Source organism: Citreicoccus inhibens (genome assembly GCF_019039035.1).
Lineage (GTDB): Bacteria > Myxococcota > Myxococcia > Myxococcales > Myxococcaceae > Citreicoccus > Citreicoccus inhibens.
Genome location: NZ_JAHNZT010000006.1, coordinates 280423 through 293843, shown reverse-complemented (window position 1 = coordinate 293843; position 13421 = coordinate 280423). Strand labels below are relative to the sequence as shown.

General features: G+C 71.5%; 13 protein-coding genes. 6 read left to right on the top strand and 7 right to left on the bottom strand.

Translation table 11 applies throughout. The features are described 5' to 3' along the window. Window positions 1-65 precede the first annotated feature (65 nt). The gene (locus tag KRR26_RS11170; RefSeq protein WP_120203037.1) at window positions 66-1358 is read left to right on the top strand and encodes an HD domain-containing protein; all 1293 of its coding nucleotides are present in this window, start codon (window positions 66-68) and stop codon (window positions 1356-1358) included. A 10-nt stretch (window positions 1359-1368) separates the two neighbouring features. After that, window positions 1369-2895: an MBL fold metallo-hydrolase gene (locus KRR26_RS11165; protein WP_120203035.1), complete on the top strand. Its 1527-nt coding sequence runs from the start codon at window positions 1369-1371 to the stop codon at window positions 2893-2895. Here the strand turns inward: KRR26_RS11165 and KRR26_RS11160 are convergent. From KRR26_RS11160 to KRR26_RS11140, 5 genes are all read right to left on the bottom strand, one after another. Then, window positions 2892-3569 (bottom strand): hypothetical protein, encoded by a 678-nt coding sequence (locus tag KRR26_RS11160; protein ID WP_120203034.1) that lies wholly within the window; start codon window positions 3567-3569, stop codon window positions 2892-2894. The genes KRR26_RS11165 and KRR26_RS11160 overlap by 4 nt on opposite strands. Window positions 3570-3653: 84 nt before the next feature. Next, entirely contained in the window at window positions 3654-4496 is an 843-nt protein-coding gene (locus KRR26_RS11155; protein ID WP_120203032.1) for a GlsB/YeaQ/YmgE family stress response membrane protein, read from the bottom strand. Between the two features lie 8 nt (window positions 4497-4504). Beyond that, complete coding sequence (locus KRR26_RS11150; protein WP_120203030.1) at window positions 4505-6385, bottom strand: cytochrome c/FTR1 family iron permease; 1881 nt, start codon at window positions 6383-6385, stop codon at window positions 4505-4507. Between the two features lie 92 nt (window positions 6386-6477). Continuing rightward, a complete protein-coding gene (locus tag KRR26_RS11145; RefSeq protein ID WP_120203029.1) occupies window positions 6478-6969 on the bottom strand; it encodes a dihydrofolate reductase in 492 nt (163 codons plus the stop codon). Then, window positions 6966-7760 (bottom strand): thymidylate synthase, encoded by a 795-nt coding sequence (locus KRR26_RS11140; RefSeq protein WP_120203027.1) that lies wholly within the window; start codon window positions 7758-7760, stop codon window positions 6966-6968. The genes KRR26_RS11145 and KRR26_RS11140 overlap by 4 nt, the downstream gene beginning before the upstream one ends. 56 nt (window positions 7761-7816) lie before the next feature. Here KRR26_RS11140 and KRR26_RS11135 point away from each other — a divergent pair, with 56 nt between their 5' ends. From KRR26_RS11135 to KRR26_RS11125, 3 genes are read left to right on the top strand one after another with little or no spacing between them, the layout of a single operon-like run. Next, on the top strand, window positions 7817-8380 hold the full coding sequence (locus tag KRR26_RS11135) for a cob(I)yrinic acid a,c-diamide adenosyltransferase (RefSeq protein ID WP_120203025.1): 564 nt from the start codon (window positions 7817-7819) through the stop codon (window positions 8378-8380). Window positions 8381-8421: 41 nt separating this feature from the next. Then, complete coding sequence (gene queG / locus KRR26_RS11130; protein ID WP_120203024.1) at window positions 8422-9441, top strand: tRNA epoxyqueuosine(34) reductase QueG; 1020 nt, start codon at window positions 8422-8424, stop codon at window positions 9439-9441. Beyond that, window positions 9438-10355 (top strand): DMT family transporter, encoded by a 918-nt coding sequence (locus KRR26_RS11125; protein WP_407931712.1) that lies wholly within the window; start codon window positions 9438-9440, stop codon window positions 10353-10355. The genes queG and KRR26_RS11125 overlap by 4 nt, the downstream gene beginning before the upstream one ends. Before the next feature lie 341 nt (window positions 10356-10696). Here KRR26_RS11125 and KRR26_RS11120 read toward each other — a convergent pair whose 3' ends face one another. After that, complete coding sequence (locus KRR26_RS11120; RefSeq protein WP_120203022.1) at window positions 10697-11542, bottom strand: hypothetical protein; 846 nt, start codon at window positions 11540-11542, stop codon at window positions 10697-10699. A 93-nt stretch (window positions 11543-11635) separates the two neighbouring features. Here KRR26_RS11120 and KRR26_RS11115 point away from each other — a divergent pair, with 93 nt between their 5' ends. Then, the gene (locus tag KRR26_RS11115) at window positions 11636-12526 is read left to right on the top strand and encodes an MTAP family purine nucleoside phosphorylase (protein ID WP_120203021.1); all 891 of its coding nucleotides are present in this window, start codon (window positions 11636-11638) and stop codon (window positions 12524-12526) included. Between the two features lie 27 nt (window positions 12527-12553). On the opposite strand, the gene KRR26_RS11110 is transcribed toward KRR26_RS11115, so the two are convergent. Next, window positions 12554-13378 (bottom strand): M48 family metallopeptidase, encoded by an 825-nt coding sequence (locus KRR26_RS11110; RefSeq protein ID WP_120203020.1) that lies wholly within the window; start codon window positions 13376-13378, stop codon window positions 12554-12556. Window positions 13379-13421 lie beyond the last annotated feature (43 nt).

The following is a 13421-nucleotide window of genomic DNA, read 5'->3' as shown; positions in this document are numbered from 1 at the left end:
CGGGCGAGGTGTGCGGTACGGTCGGTCACCTCCTGGGGAGGTATCCCGGGGTATGGAAGAGAACCATGCGGATCCGCGACCCCATCCACGGCACCATCACCGTGAGCGACTCGGAGAAGGCCGTCATCGACAGCCGCTTCTACCAGCGGCTGCGCTACGTGCGGCAGCTCGGCTTCGGAGACCTGGCGTTCCCCGGGGCCACCCATACGCGCCACGCGCACTGCCTGGGCGCCATGTCGGTGGCGTCCAAGGTGTTCACCTCCGTGTCGGCACGCTCCTCGCTCCCCGAGGATGTGAAGGAGCGCTTCTGCACGGCCGTGAGGCTGGCGGTGCTCTGCCATGACCTGGGGCACATGCCGCTGTCGCACGCGTCCGAGCGCATCGCGCCCCGGCGCGCGCTCCTGCGCCTGCCGTCCTGGCTGGACCCCGTGGCGGAGGGCGAGCAGGCCACGCACGAGGACTTCACGGCCAAGCTCATCCTCGACAGCTCGCTGACGCCCATCCTGGAGCGGGAGTTCGGCCCGCAGGGCATCACGCCCATGGCCGTGGTGGCGCTCATCACCGGCGCCCGTCCGCCGCAGGACCCGGGCTTCACGCACCAAGGGGTGGACTGGACCCCGCTCCTGCGGGCCATCGTGTCCGGTGAGCTGGACGCGGACCGGATGGACTACCTCTTGCGCGACTCGTTCTACACGGGCGTGAACTATGGCCGGTACGACCTGGATTGGATCGTCTCCAACCTGAACCCGGCGGTGAAGGACGGGCGCGCGGTGCTGGCGCTGTCGCGCGCGGCGGCGTTCGCGTTCGAGGACTTCCTGCTCAGCCGCTACCACATGTTCGTGTCCGTGTACCTGCACCACACGTCGGTCAACTTCGACTACATGCTGCGGCGCTACTACGAGGAGTCGCCGGGCGAGTTCGAGATTCCAGCCGACCCGGACGGCTTCCTGCTCTGCGACGACGCGGCGCTCTGGTACACGCTGCGCCGCTCTCGCAATCCCTGGGCGGAGCGCATCAGCACGCGCCAGGGCTTCAAGCTGCTGGCGCAGTTCACCGAGCGGGACACGGGCTATGACCTGGACGTGCTGAGGAGCGCGCTGTTGAGCTCGGGCTTCGAGCACTACACCGTGCAGTCGCAGGGGACGCTCAGCAAGTACGTGGGCTCGGCGGGCGGAAACCCGGGCCTGTTCATCCTGGATATGTCCACGGGAAGACTGACGGAGGTGGCGCGCTACACGCCGCTCTACCAGCGCTACAGTGGCGCCGTGCGCCTCACCCGGCTGTATGTCCGGCCGGACCAGGCCGGAGCGGCGCGCGAGATGATGGGCCGGCTCCTCGGCCAGCCCCCGCAACCCTGACGGTGCAACCATGAGCGAGCGCCTTCCTGGCATGGGAATCCCCCTGTCGCCCACCGCGGCCGAGCCCCGGCTGTCCGCGGTGGCCATCCTCTATCGGCGCGCGGGCGATGGCGCCCAGGTGTTCTGGGTGAAGCGCGGCGAGGCGCTGCGCTTCGCCGGAGGCTTCTACGCGCTGCCCGGCGGCAAGCTGGACGCGGCGGACGCGCGGGTGCCCGTGCGCGGCGCCGCCGGCGAAGAGGCCGCGCTGCGCTCGGCCGCGGCGCGCGAGCTCTTCGAGGAGACCGGCGTGCTGATGGCCGAGGGCGCCCAGGCGCTCCCGGAGCCGCGGCGCGCCGAGCTGCGCCGGGCCCTGCTCGCCGAGGAGCTGAAGTGGGCGGACCTGCTCCAGCGCGAGGGGCTGGCGCTGCGCGCGGAGGACTTCCGCGCCGCGGGCCGGTGGATCACCCCGCCGTCGGTGCCCGTGCGCTTCGATGCGCACTTCTACCTGGTGGAGGCGCCGCCGGACTCCCACGCGGAGGTGCTGCCCGGAGAGCTGTCCGAGGGCGCGTGGATTGACCCCGAGGCGGCGCTGGCGCGCTGGCGGGACGGCTCGGCGCTCCTGCATCCGCCCACCGTGCACGCGCTCCAGGTGCTGGCGGACTTCAAGGACGACGCGGACGCGCGCGCGCGGCTGGCCACGCCGGCGTACTGCCCGGGCTTCATCTCCCAGCGCATCGAGTTCCAGCGCGGCGTGCGCGTGGTGGCGCTGGAGACGGCCACGCTGCCGCCGGCCATGCACACGAACGCGTATGTGCTGGGGCACGGCGAGCTGCTGGTGGTGGACCCAGGCTCCTCGGACGTGAAGCAGTACGCGAAGCTGTTGTCGCTCGTGGCGGGGCTCAAGGCGGAAGGGATGAAGCCCGTGGCGGTGGTGCTCACCCACCACCACGGTGACCACACGGGCGGCGCGCGCGCGGTGAAGGAGCGACTGGGCGTGCCCGTCTGGGCGCACGCGCGCACCGCGGACCGGTTGGACTTCCCGGTGGAGCGGCTGCTGCAAGACGGCGAGGTGCTGGAGTTGGCCGGAGCCGTGGCGCAGCGCTGGCGCGTGTTGCACACGCCGGGGCACGCGCAGGGCCACGTGTGCCTGGTGGACGAACTCAGCCGGGCCGCAGTGGTGGGGGACATGGTGGCCGGCGTGGGCACCATCGTCATCGACCCGCCGGAGGGCAACATGGGCGACTACCTGACGCAGCTCGCGCGCTTGCGAGACTGGCCCGTGACGACGCTGTACCCGGCACATGGTGGGCCCATTCCAGATGGCCCCGCCAGGCTCCAGGAGTACCTGAAGCATCGGGCCGCGCGTGAGGCGGTCATCCTGGAGTCGCTGCCCCCCGAGGGCGCCACCCTGGCGCGTGTGGTGGCGACGGCCTACGCGGACACGCACCCGCTGATGCACCCGGTGGCCGAGCGCAGCGCGCTGGCGACGCTGGAGAAGCTGGCGGCGGAGGGGCGCGTGCGCGAGGAGTCCCTCACCTGGTTCCGCACCGGGGCCTAGAAGCTCCCGGCGAGGCCCACCGCCCCGCCGTCCGGGCCCATCGTCACGGTGGGCACGACGTGCGGGGCGCGCGCGGAGGACCACTCGAAGCTGGCGATGGCCGCGGCCAAGGGCAGGGACAGCAGCATCGTCACCCGGCCCACGTCGGCGTCCTGCTTGCCCACGCCCGCCATGTACAGCGCCGTGGACGTCGCGCCGCCGAGCAGCGCCCCCGCGAAGGTGGGCACCGCGCTCCCGCGGCCATCCATCCAGTGCCCCGCGGCGTAGACGCCCGTCGCCGTGCCGAGCGAGAGCCCCAACAGGGACAGCCCCACCATGGGCGTCTTGTCCGTGGTGCACACGTCGCCGGTGCACCGCCGAAAGCTGGGCTCGAGCACCAGGGACGTCAGCACGCCCACGAGCAAGCCCGCGCCACCGCCCAGGCCGCCGCCCAGCACCTCCGAGAACACCCGCCGCCCCGTTGAGGCGGGCGGTGTCGCCCGGACTCCTTCGAGCCCCGCGCTCGGCGCCGCGCCGTCCTCACGGTGCGCCGCCGTTGAGGTCGCTGGCGGCTCCTCGATGGCAGAGACGAGCGGTGGCGGCGTCAGGATGGGCGCGTCCGTCGCGGCTCGGGCTGGCAGCGCGAGCCCCCAGGCCAGCAGCACCACCGCTGGAAGGTTGCGAACTGGAAACATGGCCACGGCTCCTCGGCGCACCGCCGAGCCTCGGCCGCCGGGGAGGGCGGAAAGCAAGACTCGGACCCGCACCGGGAGGCGGCCCTAGAAGCTGCCCATGAGCCCCAGCCGGGCCGAGCCCTGGGCGTAGCCGGCCACGGGCACGAGCCGCACGGACTGTCGAGACGCGACATCCGTGTCGTGGCGGACGGGGGCCTGGGGGGCCTGGGACAGCTCGTAGCCCACCGTCGCGCCGATGACTGGCAGCGCCAGCAGCGCGGCGGCCATGACGGTGGAGGGGGTGCCCCCTCCTTCGCCGTTGTTCAGCGTCACCTGCCCCAGGAGGGCGCCTCCCCAGCCCACCAGACTGCCCACCGCGGTGGGCCACAGGCGGCCCTGCCCCCCCATGAGCTGTCCGCCCAGGTAGGTCCCCAGGGGAACGCCGATGCAACCTCCCGCGATGCCCGCCATCACCGCGAGGATGGAGCACTCATCCGAGTTGCACCCCACCGTGGGCGCGGCGGCCAGGTAGCCCGCGAGTCCCAGTCCCAGCACGCCCACCACGCCTCCGGCCGCGCCGCCCACCATGTCCACGGCGATGCGCGGCACGGGGTCCCGGGGCGCGTCCGTCACGAGGTGGGGAGGCAGGGCCGCGGCGGCCACCGCATGGTTCTGTCCGGAGGCGCCGCTGGCGAAGTCGGAGCGCTCGGTCCGGGGCGCCTCGGGGGCATCCCACCGGGTCGGCGCGCTCTCTTCGGGGACATTGACCAGGGGCGGAGGTGGGAGCCCGCGCGGCGGGGTGCCCAGGGGCTCCTCCCGGGAGCCCGGGGCGAACTCGGTGCTGCTGGTGGTGCCTTCGGTGGCGGCCCTGGAGGTCTGCTGGGCGAGCCCGAGGGCGGGCACGAGCAGCAGGAACAGCAGTGCGGAGCGGCGAGGGGGCGTCACCATGCGGGACGCTACTGCAAGGGCGGTGCCCGCGTCGCGCCACTCTCCGGCGCAGACTCCACCCGCTCACCGCGTGGGCGCCGGCGCGACCACACCCAGAGCACGGGCGCGAGGGCCAGCAGCAACTGCGGCAGCAGCGACATCATGTCCGGGTACAGGCCCAGCATGTCCACGGTGATGAAGCGGATGGGGGCCAGCGGCACCACGCCCACCTCCTGCATGGCGTGCAGCCCCTTGCCGAGCAGGATGACGGCCGTCGCCATGAGCACCACGGTGGAGACGCTGAACAGCGTCTTCATGGGCAGCCGGTAGCCCATGCGGCTCACGGCGAAGACGAGCAGCAGGATGACCACCACGCCCAACAGCGAGCCCCACGCCACGCCCGTGGCGGAGTCCACCGCGAGGCCCTGGAGGAAGATGGCCGTCTCGAAGCTCTCACGCAGCACGGACGTGAAGGCGATGATGAACAGGCCCGTGGTGCTGCCGCGGCCCAGCGCGCCCTGCATGCGCTGGCGCAGCTCGCCCATGAAGCTGCTCACGTTGGCGCGCGCGTTGAGCCACAGCGCCGCGTACATCAGCATGCCCACCGCGACGAGCGCCGTGAGGCCCTCCAGCCACTCGCGCTGCGCGCCGGCGAGCAGGTGCCGGCCGAGCACGTAGGCCAGCGCGCCCACGAACAGCGCGGACACCCAGCCGATGTGCACCACGCGCACCTGCTCCATGGCGCCCATCTTCTTCAGCGCGGCCAGCAGCGCGGTGACGATGATGGTGGCCTCGAAGCCCTCGCGCAGCAGGATGAGCAGCGTCAGCCACACCACGGACAACATGCTCGCGGTGTCACCGCTGCTGTTGCGCGCCTGGTCCAACAGCGACAGCAGCTCGCGGCCGTCCTCCTGGAGCTTGGGGCTGCCCTTCTCGGCGGAGATGCGCGCCTGGAGGAAGGCCGCCTCCAGGCGCGAGATGAGCTGCGGATCCCTCGCGCGCAGCTTGGGCTCCACGGGCTCCAGGCCGTTGAGGTACGCGTCCAGCAGCGCCGTCTTCGCGGCCGCCGAGTCACCCGCCGCGCCCAGGCGCAGTGCCTCGCCCACGCCGTGGCGCGCCGTCAGGAGCGAGCGCTCCTCGTCCGCGTCCGGCATGTGGCGGCGCAGGCACGCGACGTTCTTCTCGCCGTACTGCCTGGCGAGCTGCGTGTCGGTGGAGTTGGCCAGGCGCTCCAGCGAGATGCTCGGCGGGGCGCCCTCGCAGGGCGGCTGGCGCAGCGTGAAGAGGAAGAAGGCCATGGACCAGCGCTCATCCTCGGAGAGCGTGGGGTAGGCCGGCATGGCCGTGCCGGGCACCCCGAAGCTGGTGGTGTTGAAGGCCTTGTACGGGGTGATGCCGTCCATGCGCTCCGCGTCGTGGAAGCTGGCGGCGCGCGGCTCCATCGTCTCCGCGATGGCCACCTGCGCGCGGCCGTCCGCCCCGTGACACGCGGCGCAGTTGGCTTGATAGAGCGCGGCGCCCTGCTTCAGGTCCGGCGGATGACGCGGGCTGCGCGCCAGTCCACCCGCCATCACCAGGTCCTCCACCAGCGCGGCGCAGTCGCGGCTGACGCCCTCTGCGTCCTGACCGTGCGACACGCGCTCCTGGATGGCCTGCACGCGCGCCACGAAGGCGCTCCCCGTCGGGCCCAGGTCGCGCGCCGTCTCCACCGCCTCGTTCGCGAAGCTCGTCTGCTCCGCCAGCTCGAACGCGGAGCGGGACTCGACCGCCGCCGGATAGTCCGCCTGGAGATACTGGAGGATGCCCACCAGCCGATGCCAGGAGCGCCCCTCGTCGGGTGCGGGTTCCGCCGCCAGGGACGAGGTCGACGCGAGCAACAGGCACAGAACCAGGGATGCGGAGCGAGTCACCCGGCCTATGTACCAATCGAATTGCGCTATTTCAATTTTGATATTCAAAATCAAAATTGGGCTGTCCTATCCTGGCGGATGGCGCCCGGCGCTCAGTTGGATTTCGGTCCGCGCTGGTAGGTAAGGAAGGCGTAGGGCAGCTCGCCCTCGGGGTGGCGCTCCTCCTCGACGAGTCGCCAACCGGACAGGTCCAGCTCGGGGAAGTACGTGTCGCCGGGGACGTCCCGCTCGAGGCGCGTGAGGTAGAGCGTGTCCCAGCGCGGGAACGTCTGTGCGTAGAGGTCGGCGCCGCCCGCGATGAAGACCTCGGCGTCGTCCTGGGCGCGCGTGAGGGCGTCTTCCACCGAGTGCACCACCGTCACTCCGGGAGGCGCGTAGTCTCGCTGGCGCGTGACGACGACGGTCGTCCGGCCGGGCAGCGGGCGACCGATGGACTCGTATGTCTTGCGGCCCAGGATGAGCGTGTGGCCCAAGGTGAGGCGCTTGAAGCGCGCGAGGTCCGGGGGCAGCCGCCAGGGCAGCGCGTTGTTCGCGCCAATAACCCGGTTGGCCGCCATGGCGACGATGGCGGAGAGCCTCGTCATACGGCCACGGGCGCCTTGATGGCGGGGTGGGGCTCGTAGCCCTCGATGGTGATGTCCTCGTAGCGGAACGCGAAGAGGTCCTTCACCTCGGGGTCGAGGCGCAGGCGCGGCAGGGGCCGAGGCTCCCGCGCGAGCTGCTCCTTCGCCTGCTCCACATGGTTCAGATACAGGTGCGCGTCGCCGAGCGTGTGGATGAACTCGTGTGCTTGGAGTCCGGTGGCCTGGGCCACCATGTGCGTCAGCAGCGCGTACGAGGCGATGTTGAACGGCAGGCCGAGGAACAGGTCCGCGCTGCGCTGATAGAGCTGGCAGGACAGGCGGCCTTCGGCCACGTAGAACTGGAACATCACGTGGCAGGGCGGCAGCTTCATGGCCGGCACGTCCGCCACGTTCCACGCGCTGACCAGGTGACGGCGCGAGTCCGGGTTCTTGCGCAGCCCATCCACCAAGAGGCGCATCTGGTCGATGTGGCCGCCGTCCGGCGCGCTCCACGAGCGCCACTGGTGGCCATAGACGGGACCGAGGTCTCCGTCGGCGTTGGCCCACTCGTCCCAGATGGTGACGCCCTGGGCCTGGAGCGAGCGCACGTTGGCGTCGCCGCGCAGCATCCACAAGAGCTCGTGGATGATGGACTTCAGGTGCAGCTTCTTCGTCGTCACCAGGGGAAAGCCCTGGGTGAGGTCGAAGCGGAGCTGGTGGCCGAAGAGGCTGAGCGTGCCGGTGCCGGTGCGGTCGCTCTTCTTCGTCCCGTGACTCAGAACGTGGTCGAGAAGGGAGAGGTACTGTTGCATGGCGGGACCGTGGAACCGATGGACGGGTTCAGGCAGCCCCCATACAAGGGACGCGCATGAAGATCTACACGAAGAGCGGCGACGCGGGAGAGACGGGGCTGTTCGGCGGTGGACGCGTGGCCAAGGACGACGCGCGCGTGGATGCGTATGGCGAGGTGGACGAACTCAACGCCACGCTCGGTATGGCGCGCGGCTTCTCGCTGCCCGCGGACCTGGACGCGCTGTTGCAGCGCGTTCAGGATCAGCTCTTCACCGTGGGCTCGGTGCTGGCCACGCCCACGGGGACCAAGGCGTCGTCCTACATCCCCGAGTTGAAGGCGTCGTGGGCCGAGGACATGGAGCACGCCATCGACCGGTTCGAGGAGGAGCTGCCGAAGATGACGCACTTCATCCTCCCCGGTGGAACGCAGGCCGCCGCCGCGCTGCACCTGGGGCGCACCGTGTGTCGCCGCTGCGAGCGGCGCTCCGTTTCGCTCGTTCGCGCGGGCGAGGTCCCCGCGTCGGTGGTCGTCTATCTGAACCGGCTGTCGGATCTGCTCTTCGTGATGGCGCGGCTGGCGAACCACCGGGCGGGCGTGCCGGACGTGAAGTGGATTCCGGAGACCTCCGGCGCGAAGTAGGGCTCGCGGCGCGGGGCCTTCGGAGGTACGAGGGCGGCGCCTTGAACGTCCTGCCCACCGCGCCCCTGCGTGAACTCGCCCATCAGGTGGGCTTCGACCTGGTGGGCTTCGCGCGCGCCGAACCCATCCCCCCCGAGTCGCTCCTCTCGTGGGTGGCGGCGGGCTACGCGGCGGACATGGACTGGATGGGCGAGCGGGCCGCCGAGCGGCTGGACGTATCCATTCTCCTGCCGGGCGCGCGCACGGTCATCTCGTTCGCCAACAACTACTGGCGCGATGACGCGGCCTCGGTGGACTCGCCCATTGCCCGCTATGCGCGGGGCCGCGACTACCACTCCACGCTGCGCGACCGGATGAAGGCGTTTCGCAAGACGCTCTCCCTTCGCTACCCGGAGCTGGGCACGTACGGTGGCGTGGACAGCGGCCCGATGATGGAGAAGGTGTGGGCGGCGCGCGCGGGCCTGGGCTACGTGGGCAAGAACGGGTGCTTCATCACCGAGTCCCACGGCTCGTGGGTGCTGCTGGCCACGCTCATCCTCGACGCGGAGGTGGACGACTACGGGGCTGGGCCCGCCGCGGACCGCTGCGGCGCGTGCCGTCGCTGCCTCATGTCATGTCCCACGGGCGCGCTGGTGGGCAATGGCCGCGTGGATGCGCGCGCCTGCCTGTCCTACCAGACCATCGAGAACCGCGAGCGACAGGTCCCCGAGGCCTTCCGCGTGAAGTTCGACAACCTCGTGTTCGGCTGCGACATCTGCCAGGAGGTGTGTCCGCTGAACCGCCGGCCGGTGTTCGCGGACCACGCGCGCTTCGAGCCGCGCGCGGTGGCGGCGCTGGGCGCGGTGGAGCTGGCGGCCCTGACGCCCGAGCAGTACCAGGAGCTCATCCCGGGCACCGCGCTGGCGCGTGCACGCTACGACGGGCTTCGCCGCAACGCCGCGTATGCCTTGGGCGTGGCGAAGCAGGCGAGTGCCAGAGGGGTGCTCGAAAAGCTCAGCGGCGATGCGAGCGAATTGGTACGTACCGCGGCGCTATGGGCGCTCAGCCAGCTCGAACCGTGACTTCTTCGCCCAGCGCCTCGTCGCTGGGTTGGGTGTACGCGGCGCTCCTCGTTCAGGTCCTCATCAGCTCGGGGACGTACCTCGCGGGCAAGCGCGCCATGGCGGAGCTTCCGCCGCTCACCGTGGTGCTGTGGCGCTTCCTGCTGAGTGGCTCGGTGTTCGTGCTGTTGCTGTGCTTCACGCCGGGGCCCGTGTTGCCGCCCCGCTCCGAGTGGAAGCGCATCTTCGTGTTGGGGCTCCTGGCGGGGCCCGTGAACCAGGTGCTGTTCTTCACCGGGCTCGCGCGCTCGTCCGCTGCGCACGCGGCGCTGCTGTACGCGTTGACGCCCCTGGGCGTGTACCTGGCCAGCCTGCTCCTGGGACGTGAGCGCGCCTCGACGCGAGCCTCGCTGGGCATCGCCACGGCGTTCACCGGCGTGGTGGTGCTGCTCCTGGGCCGTGGGCTGGAGAGCGCGCGCGGAGCGCTGGTGGGGGACCTGCTCATCCTGGCGGCGGTGGCGGCGTGGGTCGTCTACACGACGGAGGGCAAGCCTTTCGCGTCGCAGTTCGGACCCATCCGAGCCACGGCCTGGAGCATGACGATGGCGGCCGTGCTGATGTTGCCGCTGACGCCATGGGTGCTGCGGTGGGCCGAGGTGAAGGCCGCGAGCGGCGCGGCGCTGGGGTCCATCGTGTACCTGGGCCTGCTCACGTCGGTGGTGGCGTACCTCATCTGGTACTACGCGCTGTCGAAGGTGCCCGCGTCGCGCGTGGCCATCTTCTCGAACCTCCAGCCCGCGGCCACGGCCATCGCGGCGTGGCTCTTGCTCAATGAGGCGCTGCACTGGGAGCTGGCGGTGGGCGGTGGGCTCGTGCTCGCGGGCGTGCGCCTGACGCAGACCGTGCCCGCGCGAGCCGCCGCCGCGAAGGCTTAGGGCCTGCGCGAGACTCCCGTCGAGGACCGGGACGGGGAGGCGGTGGCGCGGCGTGGGAGCACGGGGCTCCCGCGAGGGCGGAGCTGCCGGCCTCGAGGCGAGGCGGGGCCGTGTGCTGCCAGGACGCGCAAGGCGCTGCTGGCCTCACGCCGAGGCGGGGGCCTGCCAGGACGCGCAAGGCGCTGATGGCCTCACGCCGAGGCGGGGCGGCCAGGATGCGGCACGGCGTCAGCAGCCCCGAGGCTCGCGTGGGCTTGGCGGACAGTCCGCGTGGCGTGCGAGGCCGTCAGGCCGTGCGTCGGGACTCAGGCGCCCGTGACGTGGCGGCTTCGGGCGCGACGTCAGTCGCCCGGATCCCAATCGGAGATGTCGTGCTTGGGCTCGGGCGGAGGCACCGGGCGCGTTGGCGCGGGCTCCGGCTTCTTGGCCACGGGGCGCGGCGGAGGCGGCGGCTCCTCGTCGCTCGCGGTGTCGTGCTCGACCGGGGCTGGCGCGGCGGTGCGCGCGACGGAGGGCGCGGGGGGAGGGGAGGGCGGCGGGCGGGTCTCCGCTCGCGCCGGACGCGGGGCCTCCTCTTCCGGCTCCGGGGCTGTCGCAGGAGACGGCGAGGGCGCGGGCTTGGGGGCGGGCTCCGAGTCCGCGGCGCGATAGACGCCCTGACGCGCGGGCGCGGCGGGAGGCGGATTCTCGGGCGCGGGCGGCTGCTCGGGGGCCTCGAACTTCTGTCCGGGCGCGGCGGTGCGGTAGCCCTGGCGCTCGACCTTGGGCGGAGGCGGCGGGTCGTCGAAGGTCTCCTCCTGGGCGCGCCGCGAGCGGGGCGCTGCGGGTTCCGAGTCGCCGAACGGGTCGTCCTCGCGCGCCTTGTCCTTCTCCTTCAGGGTGGAGCCCTTGTGGACCGCCTGCCGCTTCAGCGTCGCGTCCGAGTCGCGTGCGCCCTCGGGGAGGCCCAGGTCGCGCATCTCCTTCAAGGACGAGTGGCGCGCGCCGCACAGGTCCATGGATTCCTGGCACTGCTGGAGACAGTGGGTCAGCTTTCCGATGGTCCGCGAGTGCCCGCCGTACTCGATGGTGCAGTCCTCCTTGCAGCTTCCGTAGTCCTCCTGACAGCCAGTGGGGACGGCGCCCGCCGCGTGGGCAGCGGCGCAGACGGTGAACGTGAGCACGAGGACGGACGGAAGGGCGCGCATGGCAAATGTGAAAGTTACCAGCCTTCTTCGCTGTCGGCTCCAGGAGCCCGCGATATCGTCGCGGCTCACGTCCGTTCGGGCGAGAGGAGGCACATGGCGGCGGTCAAGGTGGGCATCATCGGGGGCTACGGCCTCGCCCAGGCGCTCGGCGTCGCGGGTCGGGGCGAGTCCCATGTCCTGGAGACGCCGTTCGGTCCCCATGCCGCGCCCATCCTCACCACCGAGTTGGACGGCGTGCCCATCGCCTACGTGTCCCGACATGGCACCGGGCACGTCTACAACGCCACGCGCTCGCCCTACCGCGCCAACCTCTTCGCGCTGAAGTTGCTGGGCGTCACCCACGTGCTGGCCGCGGGCTCGGTGGGCAGCCTGCGCGAGCAGGTGGAGCCGCAGCATCTGGTGCTGCCGGATCAGGTGTTGGACCGGACGTATCGCCGCCCCTGCACGTTCTATGACGACGTGGCGGTGCACGTGGAGATGGGCTCACCGTTCTGCGGCACGCTGCGGCGGTTGCTCGCGCAGGCCGCGCCCGCCGCGGAGACGCTGGTGCACCCGTCGGGCACGTACATCTGCATCGAGGGCCCCACGCTCAGCACGCGCGCGGAGAGCCACCTGTACCGGACGTGGGGCGCGGACGTGGTGGGCATGACGGCCATGCCCGAGGCCCGGTTGGCGCGCGAGGCGGAGCTGCACTACGCGCTCGTCGCGCTGCCCACGGAATACGACGCGTGGTACCCGCGCTCCGAGGACGCGGAGCCCGAGGCGTGGAGCACGCAAGGCTCGGAGCGCCTCCAGGCCGTCACCGCGCGAGGCGCCGCGCTCATCCGCCGCGCGCTGCCCCGCGTCGCCGAGTCGCGCGCGTCCTGCCGCTGCGACTCGGCGCTCGCCCAGGCCATCTCCACCGACCGGGGCCGCATCCCGGATGAGGTGCGCACCCGGCTGCGTCCGCTCCTGGGGCGCTACCTGCCCGCGGGCGTCGTCTAGCCGCGACGGCGCCCGAGCCGGCGCGGACTACTTGCCGCCCAGCTTCTTCTTGATGGCGGGCAGCTGGCCCGGGCTGTTGTTGGAGCCGGTCAGCCGGTTCTGCGCGATGTACTTGTTCAGGTCCGCGATGCGCTGCTCATTCGTCGGGTGGGTGCTCAGCCACTTCATCACCGCGGGCGTCTTGCCCTGCTCGGCCTGGAGCTTCTGGAAGAAGGTGATGAGCCCGTGCGGGTCATAACCCGCGCCGGACGCGTAGCGCGCGCCGTAGGTGTCCGCCTCGGACTCCTCGCTGCGGCCGTGCGCGAGCATCGTGCCGCCGGTGACGAGCTGCGAGGCGATCTGCGCGGCGGCGCCCGGGTTGTTGCCCAGCGCCATCTGGCTGATGGCCTGCAATCCGTACTGGCCCACCATGGCGCGAGCCGAGTGGCGCGCCACCACGTGGCCCGCCTCGTGCGCCATCACGCCGGCCAGCTCCGCCTCGGTGTCCGCCGCGAGCAGCAGGCCCGTGTACACGTAGAGGTAGCCGCCCGGCGTGGCGAAGGCGTTGACCGTCTTCGGGTCATTGATGACGTTGACCCGCCACTTGACGTCCGGGCGCTCCTTGCTGGCCTGCGCGAGGATGGGCGCGGAGATCTGCCGCACGTACTCGACCACCGCCGGGTCCTGCACGTATTGGATCTTCTCCTTCTGCTCCAGCTCCTGCTTCACCTGCAGGCCGATCTGCTCCTCCTGCTGCGGCGTCACGACGACGCTGGCGATGGCCTTCTCCGCGCCGATGCGCTGCTTGGTGCAACCCGAGGTCAGGCTCGAGACGAGGGTGAGGCCCACAATCACGTGGATGATGCGCTGCATGGCCGAGTGGCTCCTTTGCGTGGACTGGCGAACGGCGACGACG

Bases quoted from the DNA above. Each gene is read 5' to 3' on its own strand.
- KRR26_RS11170 (WP_120203037.1), top strand. From the start codon at position 66: ATGCGGATCCGCGACCCCATCCACGGCACCATCACCGTGAGCGACTCG.
- KRR26_RS11165 (WP_120203035.1), top strand. From the start codon at position 1,369: ATGAGCGAGCGCCTTCCTGGCATGGGAATCCCCCTGTCGCCCACCGCG.
- KRR26_RS11160 (WP_120203034.1), bottom strand. From the start codon at position 3,569: ATGTTTCCAGTTCGCAACCTTCCAGCGGTGGTGCTGCTGGCCTGGGGG.
- KRR26_RS11155 (WP_120203032.1), bottom strand. From the start codon at position 4,496: ATGGTGACGCCCCCTCGCCGCTCCGCACTGCTGTTCCTGCTGCTCGTG.
- KRR26_RS11145 (WP_120203029.1), bottom strand. From the start codon at position 6,969: ATGACGAGGCTCTCCGCCATCGTCGCCATGGCGGCCAACCGGGTTATT.
- KRR26_RS11140 (WP_120203027.1), bottom strand. From the start codon at position 7,760: ATGCAACAGTACCTCTCCCTTCTCGACCACGTTCTGAGTCACGGGACG.
- KRR26_RS11135 (WP_120203025.1), top strand. From the start codon at position 7,817: ATGAAGATCTACACGAAGAGCGGCGACGCGGGAGAGACGGGGCTGTTC.
- KRR26_RS11120 (WP_120203022.1), bottom strand. From the start codon at position 11,542: ATGCGCGCCCTTCCGTCCGTCCTCGTGCTCACGTTCACCGTCTGCGCC.
- KRR26_RS11115 (WP_120203021.1), top strand. From the start codon at position 11,636: ATGGCGGCGGTCAAGGTGGGCATCATCGGGGGCTACGGCCTCGCCCAG.
- KRR26_RS11110 (WP_120203020.1), bottom strand. From the start codon at position 13,378: ATGCAGCGCATCATCCACGTGATTGTGGGCCTCACCCTCGTCTCGAGC.